Origin of the sequence: Providencia sp. PROV188, from assembly GCF_027595165.1 — a bacterium.
Lineage (GTDB): Bacteria > Pseudomonadota > Gammaproteobacteria > Enterobacterales > Enterobacteriaceae > Providencia > Providencia lanzhouensis.
In genome coordinates this window covers 3,575,378-3,596,290 of the sequence record NZ_CP097291.1, presented here as the reverse complement: position 1 = coordinate 3,596,290, position 20,913 = coordinate 3,575,378, and the positions used below count along the sequence as shown (strand labels likewise).

The window sequence follows — 20,913 nt, the reverse complement described above, 5'->3', positions numbered from 1 at the left end:
GATGCGGAGGTTGAGTATGCGTATTTTATTAATAGAAGATGATCGATTAATTGGCGATGGTCTAAAAGTAGGGTTAACACAATTGGGGTTTACCCTTGATTGGTTTATGGATGGTAAACAAGGTCAACAAGCTTTGTTTGATGCCCCTTATGATGCTGTTGTGCTGGATTTATCACTTCCGCATATTGATGGTATGGATATTTTGAAGTTCTGGCGTAAGCAAGGGCGTGATGAGCCTGTTTTGATTCTGACGGCGCGGGATGCCCTTGAGCAACGAGTGAATGGGTTACAGCAAGGGGCTGATGATTATCTGTGTAAGCCGTTTGCGCTTGCGGAGGTTGCAGCACGTTTGCAAGCGTTGATCCGTCGGCGCAGTGGGCAGCTATCACCCACTTTGGTTCATGGTGACGTGGAGATGGATCCTTTAGCGATGACGGTCACTTATCAAGGAAATCCTGTGCAGTTGAAGGGTAAGGAGCTGGCGCTATTATCATTATTTTTGCATAACCCGAAAAAAGTGCTGTCCCGTAGTGCGATAGAAGAAAAGCTGTATAACTGGGATGAAGAAGTCTCTAGTAACTCGGTTGAAGTTCATATTCACCACTTACGCCGTAAATTAGGCAGTAAGTTTATTCAAACTGTTCATGGTGTTGGTTATCGACTGGGTGATGAAGCATGAAAACATTCAGCTTAAGGCTCAAATTGACTTTGATGTTATTGTTCCTCGCGGTAATGACGTGGGGAATTGCTAGCTCATTGGCGTGGTATCAAACCTATAAAACCATTAACGAATTGTTTGATACTCAACAAATGGTATTTGCAAAGCGCTTATCCGTGTTACCGACGGATATCGACTTGCCTCAAGCATCATTGAGTAAAACCAAAAAGTTATTGCGAAAAAATCGTGGAAGCCAAGACGATGACGCATTGGCGTTTGCGATTTTTACTCCGAGTGGCGAAATGGTGCTCAATGATGGGGACAACGGACGTAAAATCGAGTTTCAATTTACGCGTGAAGGATTCAGCGAGGGAACACTGAAAGGTAGTGATGATGAGTGGCGCTTTGTTTGGCTTAAATCTATTGATAATCAATATATTATTGCAGTAGGGCAAGAATGGGAATACCGCCAAAGTATGGCTAATAGCATTATGTTTTCCCAGCTCATACCGTGGCTGGTGGCGCTGCCGATAATGTTAATCGTATTTTTATGGTTGCTCACTCGAGCATTAAAACCCCTGCGGGATGTGGCTAAACAGCTACGGCAGAGAAAACCGGATGAGCTGAGCCCAGTGATGGTGCCGACAATTCCTAGTGAAGCAAAGCCAATCCTAGATTCCCTGAACGGATTATTCGACAAAATAAACCACATGTTTGTTCGTGAACGGCAATTTACCTCTGATGCAGCCCATGAACTGCGTAGTCCTCTTGCTGCACTGAAAGTCCAAACCGAAGTGGTGCAAATTGCTGGAAGTGACGAGGCGATTCGCCAACATGCAGTGGCTAATCTTTCAGAAGGGATTGACCGAGCCACTCGGCTAGTGGATCAGCTATTAACCTTATCCCGCTTAGAGTCTTCTAATCAGTTAGATGATGTGAACGAAGTGAGTTGGCAGGAATTAATTGAGCAAGCCGTTAAAGAGAGCGAGCTGGAAGCTCGGCAAAATCAGGTAACGTTGAAAATATCAATCATTGAAACGCCGCCGCCTTTTAAAGGGCAGAAACTTTTATTGTCCGTACTCTTAAGAAATCTTCTTCACAATGCTATCCGCTATGGTAAGGCTGCCGGTAAGGTTGAAGTCAATTTGTATCGCCACTATCTGGAAGTGAAAGATGATGGTGCTGGCGTTTCTTCTGAGGTATTAGCGCGCTTAGGGGAGCGTTTCTATCGACCACCGGGACAAGAAAAAACAGGCAGTGGCTTAGGGTTATCAATTGTTAAACGCGTGGCTCAGTTACACCATCTCCATGTGACGTTTAATAATGTCACGGAAGGGGGCTTTTGTGTTACTGTTCGCTGGAATGCATAATTTAGTCTATTTTATGCACAATATTGAATGAGATTGTTGCAGAATAATCCGCTGAATTTTAATCTTATTGTGATGTGCTTTTGCGGTTATGTTCAGCAGGAACTCATGATAGTAAAACAAATTCCTGAGCGTCAATGTCAGTCGACGCTCAGGAAAACATGATGTTTATGATAATGAGAGCCGGAGTGGCTCTTTTCTTATCTGTTGAATGTTGATTTTGCTAACTCTGGTTCTGCTAATTACGGCTTTTCTAATTCGGTGACAATCACGCTAATGGCTTTATTGATTTCTTGAGGCGTTAGTGCGCCATCTTTATAAAATAAGACATTACCTTGCTTGTTGAGAATGATAATGGCGGAACTCTCTGGCGCAAGGCTCCATGCATTCTTCACGACACCATCACTATCAACAATAAATTGGGAGTAAGGAAACTCTTTCTTGCTGTCTTCCACGCTGTTTTTTACAAATACACCGGTACCAAAAATTGAATCATCCGTATTGATAATGCTGGTGGTTTGGTATTTATCGTGAGGGAATTTGGCTTGTTTAATCGCTTCGATAAGCGGAGCATTAAGCTCTTTGGCTGAAGAGCGTCCAGCAATGTGTTGAATGGTGCGAACTTTACCGGAAAGTTGCTGGCTCTTCCACGGTTGGTAATTGAATTTTCCCGCATTATCTAACTGTAATTCGCCTTTATCTGTGACGGTAACGGCGGGGACAGGTTGATTTAATTGAAGATTAATCGCGAATCCCGTCGAAGATAAACCTAACAAGCAGGTTAATAAAAGCAGTTTTTTTATCATAAAGGTACCTTTAGAAATCATTGTCGTTGTTGTGTATAGGGTGAGGATTTCTGGTGCTGCTAGTTATAGCATAGCTCATCGGATGAGTGGCAAGATGAAAATTAACAAAATCGTAAAATTCAGCATAAAGATGAGGTTTAAGTATGATTTAACAGTATATTGGCAATGTCATGTTGTGTCAGCATTTTGAATAAAATTGCAATTTTCGAACCAAAACAAAATTTTCTAGTCTATGATTATTGAACGATATGCAGTGAGGTATCGTCAGAACAACATGGAGATCAGTTCTAATGAAAATTTTTAAGCATTATAACCCATCGAAAATTGCTCTATACGTGAAAACACTATTCAGAGGTAGGCTCTACATTAAGGATTTTGGGGCTTTCGAATTCAATAATGGGAAGATTTTACCGCCAAAAGTGACTGATAAAACGCATTACAATGTAATGAATGAAGTGAACAAGCAAGTGGTATTACTGCGAGCTGAGTTGGGCTAAACAAGCTATTAGCCAGCTAAGTGTTAGGCTAACAACCTTCAAGCGCCTTAATAACAACGCCACTGACAGTGGCGTGTTCATATTGGCTATCAGTGGTTATTTTGAGTATGTGACGTATCTTCACTACCTGCAGTACCTGGCTGAACCACAACCGCGGACGGAGTATTCGTGATACGCGTGACCAGCAGTTGATCAATCTTGTAGTTATCAATATCGACCACTTCAAATTTGTAGCCCGCATATTTCACATAATCAGTGCGTTTCGGCATCTTTCTCAAGCGATACATCATAAAGCCTGCGATGGTTTCGTAGTTGCTGAAATCTGGGAATTCGTCGATATCAAGGATACGTTGAACATCCTCAATTGGCGTTCCCCCATCAACCAACCATGAATTTTCATCACGGGTAATAATTTGCTCTTCTTGCCCCGGACCAATCAAGTCACCCATTAAAGTGATCATCACGTCATTGATGGTAATAACTCCCATCACTAAGGCATATTCGTTCAGGATAACGGCAAAATCGACGCCACTATTTTTAAAGGCTTCTAAGGTATCAGACAGGGATAAGGTATCTGGAAGCATTAATGTGTTTTGGATATGTACACCGTCACGTAAGCTCAGGCTTTGACCATTTAATACGCGGTTGAGGAGCTCTTTGGAATCTACATAACCAATCACATGGTCGATATCCCCTGCACAAACTAAAAACTTCGAATGTGGCTGAGTAGAGATTTTGTGTTTGATGCTCTCTTCAGATTCGTCTTTATCAAAGAAAATGATGTTTTCTCGTGGTGTCATCGCCGATGGAACAGTACGGGACTCAAGTTCAAACACATTTTCAATAAGTTCGTGCTCTTGTTTACGCAGCACCCCAGCGACAGCGCCCGCTTCAACAACAGCAAAGATATCATCAGAAGTAATATCTTCATTACGCGCAGTGGGTAATTTGAAGAGTTTAAAAATTAAGTTCGCTAAGCCATTAAAGAACCATACGAGCGGGCTTAAAACCACTAAGCAGAAACGCATTGGATTAACGATGCGTATAGCGATAGCTTCAGGTTTTACCATTCCAATACGTTTTGGTGTTAAGTCAGCCACCAGAATAAATAAGCTGGTTACGATGGTAAATGACACAATAGAAGCGGCTTGCTGTGCCCATGTAGGGGATAAGAATTTAATGAATAGCTCTTGCAATGCAGGAGAGAATGCAGATTCACCCACAATACCAGCCAAAATCGCGACGGCGTTTAAGCCAATTTGTACAACGGTGAAGAACATGCCCGGCATTTCTTGTAGTTTGAGAACGCGAGCGGCGTTAATATTGCCTTCGTCGGCCATTAACTTCAATTTAATACGGCGAGAAGCTGCCAATGAAATTTCGGACAGCGAAAAAAATGCGCTGATTGCACATAATAAAAGAACGATGAGTAAACTGTTTAGCATAAATTATCCAACCCTCTAGGTAGTGAATTGTCACTTCTTGAAATCCTAAAGGCAATGTAAGGGTATTCCATTTCAATATTAATTAGCGCCTTAGCGCGGTGGGGTATCGCGCTAAGTATAGCACTAGCCTATTTTATCTGGCTATATATTCGTCATTATAATGTCATTCAAGATGGAAGACAGACCCCAATGCCACCAAGCCCACAATAGCCGTTGGGATTTTTATACAGATATTGCTGGTGATAATCTTCCGCAAAATAGAAGGTTTCGAGTGGTCGAATTTCGGTGGTGATCGGGCGGTTATCTTGTTTTTCAGCCATCGCCAGTTGGTAAGCTTCGCGGGTTTGCATCGCCAGTTGATACTGTTCATCTGACACGGTGTAAATCGCGGAGCGATATTGGGTACCAATATCATTACCTTGGCGCATGCCTTGGGCTGGGTCGTGATTTTCCCAAAATAGCGTTAGCAGCTGAGAAAATGAAATGATTTCAGGGTCAAAAACCACGCGAACGATTTCAGTATGTCCGGTTAATCCGGTACACACTTCTTCATAGGTTGGATTCGGTGTGAGACCACCGCTGTAACCTGCGGATGTCGTATAAATTCCCGTTTGTTGCCAAAATAATCGTTCCACACCCCAGAAGCAACCCATTGCAAAATAAGCAATTTCCATATTCTTAGGAATAATCTCAATCGAATGATGGGTCACTGCATGGTAAGGTGACAACGCCATTGACGAGTGACGTCCCGGAAGTGCTTGAAATTCATTATCGGACTGAAATTGATTAAAAGTCATAACGATTCCTAAATACAATCTGTATAGAAATAAAGTAAAAATTGGGATAAAAACTTGTGTCAGTGGTCTATTTTACTCAAAATAAGTCGTTGTTGAATAATAAGCCAAATTGTCTATCACCCTAGGAGCAGGCGTGTCGAAATATCTTACCCTTTGTGTAGTATGCCTAACAACGGCGGTACCAGCGGTATTTGCTGCGAATCTACGCCTTAATATTGAAGGGCTTGAAGGGCAACTCAACCAGAATGTCCGTATTCAGCTTTCTAATATTTCACAAGATGAAGTCGTTGCAAATGGACGTTTTCGTGCTCGAGTAGAAAAAGCGATTCGTGAAGGGTTAAAACCACTGGGATATTATGAACCTACAGTAGAATTTAGCTATGAAGAGAAAACCCCGCCAGCACGTTCAATTTTGACGGCCAAGGTTTCTCCGGGGGAGCCTATTCTTCTACAAGGTGTCAATGTGGTGTTAGAAGGGGGAGCGAAAACAGACCCTGATTACGCCAAGATGCTGAAAAAAAGCACGCCAAAATATGGCATCATCCAAAATGATGGTGACTATGAAGACTTCAAAGGTAAATTTAGCAGCCTAGCTATCCGTAAAGGGTATTTCGATGCCATGATGGAAAAAAGCCAGCTAGGCATTTCTGTTGATCATCATGCTGCTTATTGGGATTTTGATTTTAACAGTGGTGAGCGCTACCGTTTTGGTAAATTAACCTTTGAAGGCTCGCAAATTCGCAAGGATTACCTCGAAAACCTTTCTCCTTTTAAAGAAGGGGAATATTACACGTCAGAACAGCTTGCAGAATATAACCAACGTTTAGCATCAACAGGATGGTTCAACTCTGCGCTAGTCACGCCGAATATTCAAAAAGCTCGTGAGGAGCATACGGATCTATTACCCATGGAAGGGGTCATGATCCCAAGAGCGCAAAATTTCCTTGAGTTGGGTGGTGGTTACGCGACCGATGTGGGGCCTCGCGTAAAAGCGATATGGAACAAGCCGTGGATTAACTCACGGGGACAAAGTTTAACCTCCAGCATTAGTCTCTCTCAGCCGGAACAGCTGATTGATGCCAGCTATAAAATTCCACTCAAAGCAAACCCTCTAGAGCAATATTATGCGATTCAAGGTGGGTTTAAACGCACGGATTTGAACGATACTCAATCGAATACCACCACACTGAACGTGTCTCGTAATTGGGATTATTCAAGTGGTTGGCAGTATGGCGTGAATATGCGCTGGATGTTGAGTAACTTTACCCAAGCGGATGTGACCAACACCACGATGTTGCTTTATCCGGGGGCAAACGTCAGCCGAATTCGTCAAAAAGGTGGAGTGATGCCAACCTGGGGTGATAGTCAGCGCTATTCTATCGATTACTCCAATAAAATATGGGGTTCGGATATCGACTTCCTGGTATTACAAGCCAAGAATGTATGGATCCGTACTCCATGGGAAGGACATCGATTTGTCGTACGTGGAAACCTTGGTTGGATTGAAACCAATAACTTTGACAAAGTCCCGCCAGACTTACGTTTCTTCGCAGGGGGTGACGGTAGTGTCCGTGGTTATGGTTATCAAAAAATCTCCCCAGAAGATAGTAGCGGCAAGCTCACCGGGGCATCTAAGCTGGCAGTTGGATCCGTCGAATATCAATATAATTTCACGGGTAACTGGTGGGGGGCCACCTTTATTGATAGTGGCGAAGCGGTAGACGATTTCAAAAATAGTGATTTTAAAACTGGCGCCGGTGTGGGGATCCGTTGGGTTTCTCCAGTTGGACCGATTAAATTTGATTTAGCCAAGCCTATTGGTGACCCAGATAATAACAAAATTCAGTTTTACATCGGATTGGGGACAGAACTATGAAATGGATGAAATGGCTAAAGTGGATTGCAATCACCATTTTATTATTGTTAGTTCTGGTCGTTGGTGCGCTGTATTGGGTTTTGGGTACCAAATCGGGTCTGCATTTTGCGTTGAACTCCGCCACACGTTTTGTACCTGAACTGACTATTGGCTCCATTGATGGTGATATTAACGATTTAACGCTCTCTGGCGTGAAGTACCAAATGCCAGGTGTGGATGTGGATGCGAAGAAAATCCACCTTGCATTACGTTTAAAGTGCCTGACCAGCCGTGAAGTCTGCATTGATGATTTATCAACAGAAAGCGTGATGGTGAATGTGGATACTAGCCAATTCCCGCCGTCTGAAGAAACTCCGCCTTCTGAGCCGCTAACAGAACTTAATGCACCGCTAACCATTCGTTTGGCTCAATTAGCGTTGGTTGATACTCATGTTAATGTCGATGGCACTGTGATTGATCTCGACAAATTCGCCACAGGGATCACATGGCAAAAAAGAGCTATCGAAATCACGCCAACCGATATTATTAACCTTGCTATAAGCTTACCGCCTAGTGAGCCGGCTGAGGCGCCAAAACCAGTTGAACCCGTCGTGCCTGAAGGTGAGCCGCCGTCCCTTGGTGATCAGCTTAAAACGTTATTTTCTAAGCCGCTATTAGCGGAGCTACCTGAAATTATCCTACCGGTTGACCTGAATGTTGAGGGGATCAATGCCTCTAATTTCCAATTAAAAGGCGACACGGACATTACGATTAATAGCCTGAATTTGAAGTTAGAAAATGAAGGGCAGAATGTTTTATTAAAGCAGCTAAAAGTCGATGCACCGCAAGGTAATGTTGCGGTTTCTGGATCGATTTCTTTGCAAGAAAAATGGCCAGTCGCGCTATCCGTTATTGGTGAAAGCCGCCTTGAAGATTTAAATGGACAGAAAGTCGATTTAACGCTTAAAGGTGGGCTGATGGATGAGCTGATGCTGGCATTGAATCTGAATGGTCCAATTACGGCGACACTAGAAGCTCAGACCGATTTAGCGCAGGCAGATTTTCCGATTGAGTTGACTTTAGAAAGCAAAAAATTAACTTGGCCGCTGGTGGGAGAAAGCCAATATAAGCTTGATGACACTCGCTTACGATTAAATGGTCGCCCTTCTAGCTATGACCTTTCATTACGTTCAGCCATCACGGGACAAGACCTACCGCCATCTAAGTTATTATTAGATGCGAAAGGGAACGAGGAAAAAATTGATTTAACCCGTTTACGCTTATCTGCGCTGCAAGGTAATGCAGACCTATCAGGGGTGGCGGATTGGAGTAAAGCTATTAGCTGGAATATGGTGCTGACGTTATCAGGTATTAATACAGCGAAGCAATATCCAGAATGGCCAGCGAAAGTTGAAGGGAAAATTGCCACGCGAGGCAGCCTATATGGTGGAAGCTGGCAGTTAGAGATCCCTGAAATCACCTTAGATGGTAATGTTAAACAACACATCTTAAAGGCGCGTGGGCAAGCTAAAGGAAATGCCGCAGGGCAATGGAATATCCCAGATTTTAATCTCTTGCTGGGCAAAAACAGTGTGAATGTGAAGGGCTCTTTAGCGGATAAATGGAACCTTGATGCCAAAATTAATGCTCCAGCGTTGAATGGATTAGTGCCTGGACTAGGCGGTGTGATCATCGGGGATTTAAAACTTCGTGGTGATTTACAAGCCCCACAAGCACTGGCGGATTTAACGGCGCGTGGCGTGAGATGGCAAGATTTAACTGTTGAGACCACCACCATTAAAGGTAATGTGGCAACGGGTGACCAAATCAAAGGTGATTTATCTGTGGTGGTGCGTGGATTGCGCCAAGCGGATTTAGCCATTAGTAACCTAACGCTAGATGCTAAAGGGACTGAAAAACAGCATACGTTAAAACTGAATGTGACAGGGAAACCCGTTTCTGGACAGCTCGCGCTAGCTGGGGGCTTTGATCGCCAAACACAAGTGTGGAAAGGTAACTTAAGCAATACCTTATTTGATACTGAGGTTGGGGAATGGCGCCTGAATCAAGCCATGTCCTTGAACTACAATAACACCACGCAAGAAGTGGTCATTGGTAGCCATTGCTGGGTCAACCCGAATGCTCGCGTGTGTGTACCGAAGCCGGTTAAAGCGGGTAAAAGTGGTAGCGCTGATATTGTATTAGAACGTTTTGACCTTGCGATGATCAAACCGTTTATGCCAAGTGATACTCGCGTAAATGGGGTATTCACCGGGCGTGCAAATGCCATCTGGAAAGCGGATGGTAGCCTGCCGCAAGTGAAAGTTGACTTGAACGGTGATGGGGTCAAAGTCGTTCAGTTTGTTGATGGTGCACGTTTACCTATCGCGTTTGATACGCTGACATTAAATGCGGGTATGAAGAATGGTCGGGCGGATCTGAATTGGTTGTTGAAGATTGCAGACAACGGCCAATTTAAAGGTAATGTGCAAATTTCTGACCTCGAAAGAAAGCGCTTACTCTCCGGCAACATTGAAATTAACGCCATTACATTAGGTTTAATTAAACCGTTACTTGGCGAAAAAGATATTGCGAATGGAAACCTGAATGCAAATCTACGTGTCGGTGGTTCGGCGCATAACCCGCTAATGAACGGTAATGTCACATTATCTGGATTAGAAGTGAAGTCTGGGTTGATCCCGTTTGATATTCAAAATAGCCAATTAGCGATTAACTTTAATGGCACCAGTTCAGTCATGACTGGGCAGATCAAAACGCCAGAGGGTTACCTAAATATTGATGGTGATGCGGATTGGCGCAACATTGATGCATGGCGAGCTAAAGTACTGGCGAGAGGGAATAACTTACGAGTTTCTCTGCCGCCAATGATCAAAATTGATGTGCAGCCAGATTTGATTCTGGAAGCGTCACCGAAATTGCTGACCTTAAATGGTAGCGTCACTATTCCATGGGCGCGTATTACGGTGCAAGAATTACCTGAATCTGCGGTGAGTGCGTCTTCGGATGTGGTGATGCTGGATGACCAGCTAAAACCGATCAATCCGAAACAGCAATCGATCCCAATCCAAACCAATTTGAATATTAATATTGGCAACGATGTACGTCTGGATGCATTCGGATTAAAAGCTCGGTTAACTGGGTTATTAAAAGTTGCTCAGGATAAACAAGGATTAAGCTTAAATGGCCAGGTAGATATTCCATCAGGACGTTTCCGCGCTTATGGGCAAGACTTGATAGTGCGTAAAGGGCTGATTCAATTCTCGGGACCTGCTGATCAACCGTTCTTAAATTTAGAAGCAATTCGTAATCCTGAAAACACGGCCGATGATGTGATTGCCGGTGTGAAGGTCACAGGACTTGCCGATAAACCAAAAGTTGAGATATTCTCTGAGCCCGCAAAAACCCAGCAAGAGGCGCTTTCCTATCTGTTAAGAGGGGAAGGGCTCGATAGCGGGGATGCGAATGGATCACAAATGACTTCAATGCTGATTGGATTGGGCGTTGCACAAAGCGGTCAGCTGGTGGGTAAAATTGGTGAAACATTTGGTGTATCAGATTTAGCCGTCGATACCCAAGGTGTGGGTGACAGTTCGAAAGTGGTTGTGAGTGGGAAAATTACGAACGACTTGCAAGTTAAGTATGGAGTTGGCATATTTGATTCTTTAGCGACGCTCACTTTACGCTATAGGGTCATGCCGAAACTGTTTTTAGAAGCAGTCTCTGGCGTTAATCAGGCTTTGGACCTGCTTTATCAATTCGAGTTTTAATATATGCGTATCATTGTTTATGGCAGTTTAAGGCGCAAGCAAGGGAATCATCACTGGATGACTTATGCTCAGCTGCTAGGTGAGCATAAGCTAGAAGGCTATGAACTGTATGACCTTGGATATTATCCAGCGGTTGTCAGAGGGAATGGCTCGATTGAATGCGAAGTTTATCGCATCAATCCGTCTATTCTGACTGAGTTAGACGAACTGAAGAAAAATTCACAAGATTATGAGCGTGAGTTAATTCCAACACCTTACGGTAATGCGTGGATTTATCTCTATAAACACTCAGTTGAAGGCCTACCTCAAATCAAAAGTGGTGATTGGCTAAAGCGCCATGAAGAAGAGTAATCAGTAGTTCATCTGTAATGAGTCATCAAGAAAAACGCCGAGCACTGAAGATTCAGTGGTCGGCGTTTTTTATGGATGTTAAGCGTGGCTCATGGCTTTGAGCATTTTTACAAACTCATCAATATGATGGCGTTCTGTCGTTGGGTTCATAAAGACCGCTTTTTCACCCGGTATATAAACAAAGCGGTTATGTTCCGCATAAGTCGAACAGGCGATGGAATCCACCCAATTGGTGAATAGTCCGGCTTTACCGCGAGCTAAGAACAGGTTGCGGTGCCATTTGCTATTTCTAATCATGGTTTCATAAGCGGCTTTATCGCTAGCGCAACTTAATTCATAGTTAAAAATATCCTGTGGATCCGCATTCAATTTAGGGGAATAAAGGCGAAAGCCAACACTAGGCCCCTGGTTTTGAGGCACCATGACTGCGGCATTTTCCATTTCAATTAACTGGCTGCGCATGTAGTTAGCATTTTGCAGGCAGTGAGCAATAATGGTTTGGTACCCTTCAATGCCAAGATAATGCAGTCCTGCATAGGCACCAAAGATCCCAACCCCACTTCGGCTACACTCAATGGTGGATTGCAAGTGAGTTTGCCCTTCTAAATCATGCTCAAAGTACGTGAAGTTTTCAGGTGAGTTTTCAAGGGCTTTGAAATCATTGCCATCACGTACCATCACTAAGCTCGAGGTGTAAGGAACATAGCCCCATTTGTGGAAGTCGATCGTGATGGAATCTGCATATTTAAGTTGTTTGAATTTTTCTACCGTGTGGCGTAACCCAAACAGTGTGGCTTCATTGATAGCAAGCGGGTTAGTATTAAAATCATAATTAATAAAGAAAATAATTGGCCAGCCGACCGCTGCATCCACATGAATATGCGGTTTTTCTGTTACTTCAAACTCTTCACACAGGCTGTTTCGCAGCTCGTAAACCTGCTTTATTTCATCGACACCAAAGGTATCAGTGGTACCTGCGGTTAATAAGATCACAGGGATCTTGCAGTGAACGGTATAACAGGCGCGGATCTGTTGCTCTAAGTCATGCAAGTCGATGGTGTTGTCCGAGGCGACTTTAATACGAATGGTTTTGTTTTGAATATCCACACCCAGTAATGAAAGGTTAGTCATATTGGAGTAGTGGCCGCCTTGGGAGTTGATAATCCGGTAGTCTTGATCCACAGACATACCCAGTTGGCGAGAATCTTTTAATGTTTTGCGAATGCCAAATAGGTAACCATATAAATTACACATGGTTCCGCCTTGAGTGAACAATCCAGACGCTTTATTTTCATCATAACCAATTAAGTTAGCGACTTGCTTAATCACCGTTTTTTCCATGGAATCGGCGACGCCGGAATATTCGCAATAAACCATGTTGGGGTTGCCTAAAAGACCAAGCATAGAGCCGTATAATGCGGGGTCTGAAGGCATCGCAATCACGTTTTCGACGGACAACGGGTTTTCCCAGTTTTTACATAATGTGGACGCAAAAGCTAGCAGGGTATCTTGTTGATTTCCCGGTAAATTAATTTGCTGCTGGACATGGGACTGCTGGGCCAGTTGATTGAACCACTGAGTGCCATTTGGATATTGATTGATTAACTGATTGTCTGCGAGTGTGGTTTTGCGAAATTGGGTGATAGCTTGGATTTTGGGGTCACTAAAAATAGGCCATTTATTCGGATCGCGGCTAAAAAAGTTCGCCACAATATTGTGGTACTGCTGTTCGAATTCAGGTGTGAGTAGGTTCGCACTTTGGCGAGCAAGAAGCTCTGATTGATTCACGCTAGACTCCCATTTACATTTATACAATTAATGATTTATGTAAATACTCTACACCTGAATCTATATTGATTTAAATAATATCAAATTGACTAATTCATCTGGTTTATCATCATAACATCATGATAATAAATAATTTAAAAGTCATTCTAGTTGTTTTTCACTAAGAAAATATATTCCTATATTGATATATAAATCACAGATTTATTATCTGAATAATATTTATTTTTAATTGTCATTATTTCGCATTTTTTATTAAAAGTAGTCAATAAATTCAATATTTGTTAAATATTTAGGAGTTTAATTCTGAGTGATATTTTTGGTTGTATGGCTATCGATATATATCACTGAATATTATGAAATTGTGAAAAAATATTAATATTGTGAAGGGACGGTATAGGTAAAAAAAAGCACTGGTCAAAACCAGTGCTTTTCTATCCACAGAAGGGATTAATTATTTCTTTGCAGCGCGTTCGAAAGAAGCGATGATTTCAGCTTTAGCCGCTTCTGCATTCTCCCAACCGTCAACTTTAACCCACTTACCTTTTTCTAAATCTTTGTAATGCTCAAAGAAGTGAGTGATTTGCGCACGCAGCAGTTCAGGAATGTCGTTCACATCTTTGATGTGATCGTATTCTTTGCTCAGTTTAGTGTGCGGTACTGCAACTAATTTCGCATCTTCACCAGATTCGTCAGTCATTTTCAGTACGCCAACTGGGCGGCAACGGATGACTGAACCTGGTTGTAATGGATATGGAGTTGGTACTAAAACGTCAACTGGGTCACCATCTAAAGACAGGGTGTTGTTGATGTAACCGTAGTTGCACGGATAGAACATCGCAGTAGACATGAAACGGTCTACAAACAGTGCGCCAGATTCTTTATCAACTTCATATTTGATTGGATCAGCGTTAGCTGGGATTTCGATGATTACGTAGATATCTTCAGGCAGTTCTTTACCTGCCGGTACATTGTTCAGGCCCATTAAAATGTATCCTTATGAGTGCTTAAAATAACGTGGGGGACATTATAGCCGCAAAGAGAGGTAAAACTCACTAGTTGGAGAGAAATTCAGTCAAAAAAGGCGAGAGAGTCTCGCCTTCAGGTCAAACGAAATGTTTGATTATTCTGCGTCAGGGTACTCACGCATGAAGGATTCCGCTTTCTCAACCATGGCTTTCGTTCCCACAAAGAACGGAACACGTTGATGCAGCTTGGTTGGGATGATGTCTAACACGCGGTTAGTACCATCACTTGCTTTACCACCCGCTTGTTCTGCTAAGAATGAAATTGGGTTGCATTCGTACAGAAGGCGCAGTTTACCAGTTGGGTGGCTAGCGGTGCTTGGGTAAATATAAATACCGCCTTTGAGTAAGTTACGGTGGAAGTCCGCCACTAAAGAGCCGATATAACGCGTGGTATATGGGCGGTTTGTCGCTTTGTCTTCTTCCTGACAGTATTTAATATATTTCTTAACGCCCATAGGGAACTTGATGTAGTTACCTTCGTTAATGGAATACATTTTACCTTCTGCTGGGAACATGACTTTTTCATGAGACAGACAGAATACACCTAATGATGGGTCGTAGGTGAAGGCATGAACGCCGAAACCGGTGGTGTACACCAGCATAGTTGATGAACCGTAAACCACATAGCCAGCAGCAACTTGGCGGTTACCTGGTTGTAAGAAGTCAGCTTCTGTAACCGGTTGACCAATTGGGGTAATACGGTGATAGATAGAGAAGATTGTTCCAACGGAAACGTTTACATCGATATTCGAAGAACCATCCAGAGGGTCCATTAAAACGACATATTTCGCGTTTTCTGCACGATCACCTTCGAAAATGACGATTTCATCTTCTTCTTCTGAGGCGATACCAGCGACTTCTCCGCGCGCTTTCAAAGCCGCTTTCAGTTTTTCGTTTGCATACAGGTCAAGCTTCATCTGAACTTCACCTTGAACATTCGAAACACCGCTTGTGCCGAGAATGTCAACGAGTCCAGCTTTGTTAATATCACGATGGATAATTTTAGCGCCCAGTTTGATTGCTGACAGTAATGCAGTCAGCTCACCTGTTGCATGAGGAAAATCTTGTTGCTTTTCGACGATGAATTCGCCTAATGTTTTCATGACGAAGGTCCTGAATAAAATTGACAGAAATTTGCGGGTCTTTATTGTACCCTCGGGCGGAGAGTTTATCTAAATAAAGAAAAGATTAATAGGCTAATACATTTATAAACCTGTGATTGATGAGTAGAATAGTGACAAACCTCATGCTATTGGATGGAAAAGAATGCACATACATATTTTAGGCATATGCGGAACCTTTATGGGCAGCTTAGCCATTTTGGCTCGTTCGTTAGGGCACAAAGTGACTGGGTCTGACGCAAACGTCTACCCACCGATGAGTACATTGCTTGAAAAACAAGGCATTGAACTAATTCAAGGATTCGACCCTGCGCAGTTAGAGCCAGCCCCTGATATGGTGGTGATTGGGAATGCGATGACCCGTGGAAATCCCTGTGTTGAAGCCGTATTAGAACGTGGTTTACCTTATACTTCTGGACCACAATGGCTCCATGACCATGTCCTTCCTGAGCGCTGGGTATTAGCCGTTGCAGGGACTCACGGTAAAACAACAACCGCGGGTATGCTGGCGTGGATCCTACAAGATTGTGGTTATGAACCAGGCTTTTTGATTGGCGGTGTTCCGGGTAACTTTGATGTTTCGTCCCAGATTGGTAAAAGCCCTTTCTTTGTTATTGAAGCGGATGAATATGATTGCGCATTCTTTGATAAGCGATCTAAATTCGTGCATTACAGCCCGAAAACGCTGATTTTGAATAACCTCGAATTCGATCACGCGGATATTTTTGAAAATCTCGAAGCGATTCAAAAACAATTTCATCACCTGGTTCGCATTGTGCCAAGTAGCGGCAAAATCTTTATGCCAAGTAACGACAATAATCTCAAGCAAGTGATGAACATGGGGTGTTGGAGTGAACAAGAATTGGTGGGAGAAAACGGTGAGTGGCATGCCGTGAAACTCAATCATGATGGCAGCCAGTTCGAAGTATATTACCAGCAGCAAAAAGTGGGTGAAGTAAACTGGTCGCAAGTAGGTAATCATAATATCCAAAATGGCTTGATGGCGATTGCCGCTGCACACCATGTTGGCGTACCGGCGAAAGAAGCTTGCTTAGCGTTGGATAAATTTATTAACGCCCGTCGCCGTCTTGAGTTACGTGGCGTTGAAAATAATGTCAGTGTTTATGATGACTTCGCTCATCATCCAACGGCAATTTTAGCAACGTTAGAAGCATTACGTAGCAAAGTAGGCGGTACTTCTCGTATTATTGCTGTGCTGGAACCTCGTTCAAATACCATGAAAATGGGGATCAGTAAGAATGATATCGCGCCAGCTTTAGGGCGTGCAGATGAAGTCTTCTTATTCCAACCTAGCAATATTCCGTGGATGGTCACTGAAATTGCAGAGCATTGTGTGCAGCCTGCGCGTTGGCACGCAGATATTGATACTCTCGCCAATATGGTGGTTGAGACGGCTCAGCCCGGTGACCATATCCTGGTGATGAGTAATGGCGGTTTTGGTGGTATTCATGAAAAACTGCTGGCAGGACTAAAACATAAAGCCGAAGCCAAATCTGACGAATAGTCTATAAGCGCTATCGTGAATCAAAGCCCTAACTTCAGTTAGGGCTTTTTCGTTATAGCTGTTGAAGAAGCTCGACGTTTGCGCGTTCTGGTTGCCCGGAGCAGCTTAATACCGTGCCTTGCATCTCTTTTTTAACACTTCCAAGATAACAATCCACCGAGTCTGTCAATAAGTGAAACAGACAGCCGACGGCGATAGCTTTGAGTTTCCATGAAGGAAAGAAAAATAAGACGACATAAGCAATAGCAGCCCAAATGGTGTGCATAGGGTGGAAGCCTACGCCGCAACGATCAGGATCGAATATAGGATCGGCGAGAAGGTGATCAAGGTCGATAGCCATGGTGGAAACCATTAAGAGCCCAGCAAGCTTCCAGTTTTTTCGCCAAAATAAATAGCCAAATAAAAAGGGCACTAAAAAATGGAAACCGTAGTGAACGATATTCCGTAAAATCTCAAATAACACGGGCTTATCTCGATATGAATCAGTGGAAGACGCGTCACTATAGAATTAAAAATACAAAGAGGGAACTGGGTTCCCTCTTTTTCGATATCTAAAATTTTTCGAAAGGACTAAAGTTCTTGTTCGAAAAGCACCAAAATGGCTTCGTACAGTTCACGCGTTGTGAAATCGTTGGTTGGCGTTGAGAAAATTGTATCATCGCCAGCGATGCTGCCTAAGATGCCTTCAGCTTTGCCTAAGGAATCTAACAGGCGAGCAATTAACTGTGCTGCTCCTGGGCTAGTACGGATCACAACAACAGAATGGTTGTAATCAACATCCAGAACTAAATTCTTCAGCGGGCTGGTGGCAGTGGGGACACCAGGCTCGGTTGGTAAGCAATACACCATTTCCATTTTTGCGTTGCGGGTACGTACTGCACCAAACTTCGTCAACATTCTGGAAATTTTAGATTGATTAATGTTTTCGAAGCCTTGTTCTTGAAGAGCGATCACAATTTCGGCTTGTGAACTGAATTTTTCTTCTTTAAGGAGTGCCTTAAAGGCTTTTACCAAGTCTTCTTGTTTCGACATAGTGCGCATAATTAACCCATCTTTTGGTATTAAACTGAGTTGTATTATGTTGAAAAGTGCATTTTTATGCAAGAAAATTGATTTTTTGAGTGTTTAATGAGCAATTTTAGATAAGTATTTTCTGGTAATAATAAGGGGTTTATCTTAAATTGTTAGTTCGAAATTTATCCTAAAAATGGATTGATTTAACAATAAGTTACTGTGAAAAATTTGTTAAATAATTAAGCGGTGCTGAATAAATCATCAAATAAAATTGGGTTTAATGTTAAATGCAATAGCAATAAAAACTATTTGTTAAAAAAGTGTCCGTTATCTCATTAACAGATAAGGAATTTGTTTAGAATAGAACTATTGTGTTGGTGATTTATCTCGCGTTAACACTTCTCTCTAACTGTTAAAGAATTGTTTTTTATAAGTAATGTGTTTAGTGCATAGTCAGATGAATTCATATATTTTAAAGTACAATTAAGGAGTTTTAGAATGAAAGTTGCAGTCCTAGGTGCAGCAGGTGGTATCGGTCAGGCTCTCGCCCTTCTTCTCAAAAACCAGCTCCCAGCAGGTTCAGAACTCTCCCTCTACGACATCGCGCCAGTAACTCCAGGTGTTGCAGCTGACTTAAGCCACATCCCTACCGACGTTAAAGTGGTTGGTTTTGCGGGTGAAGATGCGACCCCAGCACTGAAAGGTGCGGACGTAGTATTAATTTCTGCGGGTGTTGCACGTAAGCCAGGTATGGATCGCTCTGACCTGTTCAATGTGAACGCAGGTATTGTACGTAACCTTGTTCAACAAATCGCGGTCACCTGCCCGAAAGCACTGATCGGTATTATTACTAACCCAGTGAACACAACCGTTGCTATCGCTGCTGAAGTTCTGAAGAAAGCTGGCGTGTATGATAAAAACCGTCTGTTCGGTGTAACGACACTGGATATCATCCGTTCAAATACTTTCGTTGCTGAATTAAAAGGTAAGAAAACTCACGAAGTTGAAGTGCCAGTTATCGGTGGTCACTCAGGTGTGACAATCCTGCCATTACTGTCTCAAATTCCTGGTGTCAGCTTCACTGATGAAGAAATCTCAGCACTGACTAAGCGTATTCAAAACGCAGGTACTGAAGTGGTTGAAGCTAAAGCGGGTGGCGGATCTGCAACACTGTCTATGGGCCAAGCGGCAGCACGCCTGGGCTTATCTTTGATCCGTGGTCTACAAGGTGAAAGCAATGTGGTTGAGTGTGTATACACTGAAGGTGAAGGCGAACACGCTCGCTTCTTCGCTCAACCTGTTGTATTAGGCAAAAACGGAATCGAAAAACATTTACCAATTGGTAAATTAAGTGCATTTGAAGAGAAAGCACTGAAAGATATGTTAAGCGTACTGAAAGCAGATATTGAATTAGGTGAAAAATTCATTAATGGCTAATGCCAATTAAGAATTCGCGCTTAAATAAGGGCGGAGTTGCTTTCATGCGATTCCGCCCTTTATTTTTATACTCGATAAGTTTTCACTGATCAAAATAAGGGGAAACCCCTTGAAGGTACAATGAATTAATCTTGCTGTTTTTAAAGAAAATAATAATGGGCTTTATCTTTCAGTTCTGATCAAAAATAGCGACTGATATTAGATATGTTCTTTTTCTGGCTCCCTGTTTTCTAATTCGTTTGTTTCCTCGATTTTCTTTGGCTTTTCTCGAACTTTTCTTTCTAATAAATCACCCGTCATTGGATCGTAATAGCGACTAGGCCAGATTTCTGATGGATGAATACCTAAAAAGTTTGCGATGATCCATTCTCCTTTAGGCCAAGGTCTCGATAGCGCATTCGCGAGCGTTGACGAGCTAAGCCCTGCTTCACGAGAAATCGCCGCTAGGGTTGTTCCACGTTTGCGTAAAGCTGCAATGATATCTGCTGGGTGCCAGTTTGATTTCCGTAACATCATTTTTTAATCCTTTTTTCACTCAGAATCATGTAGAGTTAGTGGTACATCTAACAGAGTATTGTGATACATTCAGTGCAATCGTTCTGTTATTGGAAATAAAATAACAGAATTTCCCAATAATAATTTCTGATTTTTTCTAAAAATTCATTTTTATGAAACTGTCGTTGTTTTTATGAAAATAACGGAAAGGTTCAGATGATTATTGTGAATTCAGCTAACACTTTGAAAATAAAAATAACTCATTTTAGTTAACTCTCTATTTTTTATATTTTCTTATATTTATTCTGTTTATCGAGAAGATTTATATTTCTTAATAATGTATTGAATTATTTGAAAAGAATGAATTTCTTAGTCAGCACTATAAAATCCATAGATATAAAATAGTTAATACAAAGTTATTGGTATAACTAGCGGATATACAAAAGAAATTATCTATATCGATATAATTTATTAACTATTATATTTGAATATTAAAAATGGATATTGAAACGATTAAGAAAATAAAGAAAGTTTATAGTTAATCGAAGTCGTCATCATGATGACAAGGAGCGTCGATAATGAACAAGGAATGGTTAACAGCCAAAGAGCTCGTTGGGCGCCAAGGGCTACCGACAAGCACCCAAGGTATTAATGCTATGGCGAGGCGAGAAAAATGGTTGAGTCGAAAACGACGAGGTATTCAAGGAAAAGCATTGGAATACCATATTAGCTCGGTTCCCATTAATCTCGAAGAGTTCACGGTGATGTATGAAACTTCGGGAGGCTATCAAGTCAAACGTGATGAACATGCGCATATTTGGCAAGAAACTTATAACCAGCTTTCCCATGATGAACGCGTGGCGATCTTATCGTTTATTATGCGCAAAGGTGCTTTAGCTTTAATTCATCTTATTAATCAAAATAGCCATACATAGATTACGTAC

General features: G+C 42.3%; 18 protein-coding genes. 9 read left to right on the top strand and 9 right to left on the bottom strand.

Going from position 1 to position 20,913, the window contains the following annotated elements; genetic code table 11:
* Positions 1-16: 16 nt before the first annotated feature.
* Together qseB and qseC are read left to right on the top strand one after the other, a co-directional pair.
* Positions 17-679 (top strand): quorum sensing response regulator transcription factor QseB, encoded by a 663-nt coding sequence (gene qseB, locus M5X66_RS16485; RefSeq protein WP_036948983.1) that lies wholly within the window; start codon positions 17-19, stop codon positions 677-679.
* Positions 676-2,028, top strand: coding sequence for a quorum sensing histidine kinase QseC (gene qseC, locus M5X66_RS16480; protein WP_154609413.1), 1,353 nt, complete (start codon positions 676-678; stop codon positions 2,026-2,028). Before qseB ends, qseC begins: the two co-directional genes overlap by 4 nt.
* Positions 2,029-2,267: 239 nt before the next feature.
* Here the strand turns inward: qseC and M5X66_RS16475 are convergent, their stop codons facing one another.
* Positions 2,268-2,831: a YtfJ family protein gene (locus M5X66_RS16475; protein WP_154609412.1), complete on the bottom strand. Its 564-nt coding sequence runs from the start codon at positions 2,829-2,831 to the stop codon at positions 2,268-2,270.
* A gap of 290 nt (positions 2,832-3,121) precedes the next feature.
* Between M5X66_RS16475 and M5X66_RS16470 the strand changes: the two genes are divergently transcribed.
* On the top strand, positions 3,122-3,328 hold the full coding sequence (locus M5X66_RS16470; protein ID WP_036948988.1) for a DUF1107 domain-containing protein: 207 nt from the start codon (positions 3,122-3,124) through the stop codon (positions 3,326-3,328).
* 89 nt (positions 3,329-3,417) lie between these two features.
* Here M5X66_RS16470 and M5X66_RS16465 read toward each other — a convergent pair whose 3' ends face one another.
* On the bottom strand, positions 3,418-4,773 hold the full coding sequence (locus M5X66_RS16465; RefSeq protein ID WP_036948991.1) for a hemolysin family protein: 1,356 nt from the start codon (positions 4,771-4,773) through the stop codon (positions 3,418-3,420).
* Positions 4,774-4,940: 167 nt separating this feature from the next.
* Positions 4,941-5,570 (bottom strand): peptide-methionine (S)-S-oxide reductase MsrA, encoded by a 630-nt coding sequence (msrA, locus tag M5X66_RS16460; RefSeq protein ID WP_108478817.1) that lies wholly within the window; start codon positions 5,568-5,570, stop codon positions 4,941-4,943.
* 133 nt (positions 5,571-5,703) lie between these two features.
* Here msrA and tamA point away from each other — a divergent pair, with 133 nt between their 5' ends.
* Genes tamA through M5X66_RS16445 form a run of 3 tightly spaced genes read left to right on the top strand, consistent with a single transcriptional unit; the run spans position 5,704 to position 11,564 of the window.
* A complete protein-coding gene (tamA, locus tag M5X66_RS16455; protein ID WP_036948997.1) occupies positions 5,704-7,446 on the top strand; it encodes an autotransporter assembly complex protein TamA in 1,743 nt (580 codons plus the stop codon).
* Positions 7,443-11,213 (top strand): autotransporter assembly complex protein TamB, encoded by a 3,771-nt coding sequence (gene tamB / locus M5X66_RS16450; protein WP_108478818.1) that lies wholly within the window; start codon positions 7,443-7,445, stop codon positions 11,211-11,213. The genes tamA and tamB overlap by 4 nt, the downstream gene beginning before the upstream one ends.
* A 3-nt stretch (positions 11,214-11,216) precedes the next feature.
* Complete coding sequence (locus tag M5X66_RS16445; RefSeq protein ID WP_036949002.1) at positions 11,217-11,564, top strand: gamma-glutamylcyclotransferase family protein; 348 nt, start codon at positions 11,217-11,219, stop codon at positions 11,562-11,564.
* 78 nt (positions 11,565-11,642) lie between these two features.
* Here the strand turns inward: M5X66_RS16445 and M5X66_RS16440 are convergent, their stop codons facing one another.
* The 3 genes from M5X66_RS16440 to fbp all read right to left on the bottom strand — a co-directional run bounded on the left by M5X66_RS16440 (position 11,643) and on the right by fbp (position 15,480).
* Complete coding sequence (locus M5X66_RS16440; protein ID WP_270103739.1) at positions 11,643-13,352, bottom strand: pyridoxal phosphate-dependent decarboxylase family protein; 1,710 nt, start codon at positions 13,350-13,352, stop codon at positions 11,643-11,645.
* 451 nt (positions 13,353-13,803) lie between these two features.
* Positions 13,804-14,334 (bottom strand): inorganic diphosphatase, encoded by a 531-nt coding sequence (gene ppa / locus M5X66_RS16435; RefSeq protein ID WP_006658000.1) that lies wholly within the window; start codon positions 14,332-14,334, stop codon positions 13,804-13,806.
* A gap of 138 nt (positions 14,335-14,472) precedes the next feature.
* Complete coding sequence (gene fbp / locus M5X66_RS16430) at positions 14,473-15,480, bottom strand: class 1 fructose-bisphosphatase (RefSeq protein WP_036949007.1); 1,008 nt, start codon at positions 15,478-15,480, stop codon at positions 14,473-14,475.
* A gap of 163 nt (positions 15,481-15,643) precedes the next feature.
* On the opposite strand from fbp, the gene mpl reads away from it, so the two are divergent.
* Positions 15,644-17,023: a UDP-N-acetylmuramate:L-alanyl-gamma-D-glutamyl-meso-diaminopimelate ligase gene (gene mpl, locus M5X66_RS16425; protein WP_036949009.1), complete on the top strand. Its 1,380-nt coding sequence runs from the start codon at positions 15,644-15,646 to the stop codon at positions 17,021-17,023.
* Positions 17,024-17,075: 52 nt separating this feature from the next.
* Here the strand turns inward: mpl and M5X66_RS16420 are convergent, their stop codons facing one another.
* Both M5X66_RS16420 and argR read right to left on the bottom strand, forming a co-directional pair.
* On the bottom strand, positions 17,076-17,486 hold the full coding sequence (locus M5X66_RS16420; RefSeq protein ID WP_036949011.1) for a DUF6122 family protein: 411 nt from the start codon (positions 17,484-17,486) through the stop codon (positions 17,076-17,078).
* A gap of 107 nt (positions 17,487-17,593) precedes the next feature.
* Complete coding sequence (gene argR / locus M5X66_RS16415; protein WP_036949013.1) at positions 17,594-18,064, bottom strand: transcriptional regulator ArgR; 471 nt, start codon at positions 18,062-18,064, stop codon at positions 17,594-17,596.
* Between the two features lie 471 nt (positions 18,065-18,535).
* On the opposite strand from argR, the gene mdh reads away from it, so the two are divergent.
* On the top strand, positions 18,536-19,474 hold the full coding sequence (mdh, locus tag M5X66_RS16410; protein ID WP_036949016.1) for a malate dehydrogenase: 939 nt from the start codon (positions 18,536-18,538) through the stop codon (positions 19,472-19,474).
* A 198-nt stretch (positions 19,475-19,672) separates the two neighbouring features.
* On the opposite strand, the gene M5X66_RS16405 is transcribed toward mdh, so the two are convergent.
* The gene (locus M5X66_RS16405) at positions 19,673-19,990 is read right to left on the bottom strand and encodes a helix-turn-helix domain-containing protein (RefSeq protein WP_036949019.1); all 318 of its coding nucleotides are present in this window, start codon (positions 19,988-19,990) and stop codon (positions 19,673-19,675) included.
* A gap of 557 nt (positions 19,991-20,547) precedes the next feature.
* Between M5X66_RS16405 and M5X66_RS16400 the strand changes: the two genes are divergently transcribed.
* Positions 20,548-20,904, top strand: coding sequence for a DNA-binding protein (locus tag M5X66_RS16400; protein ID WP_036949022.1), 357 nt, complete (start codon positions 20,548-20,550; stop codon positions 20,902-20,904).
* The last annotated feature ends 9 nt before the right edge of the window (positions 20,905-20,913 follow it).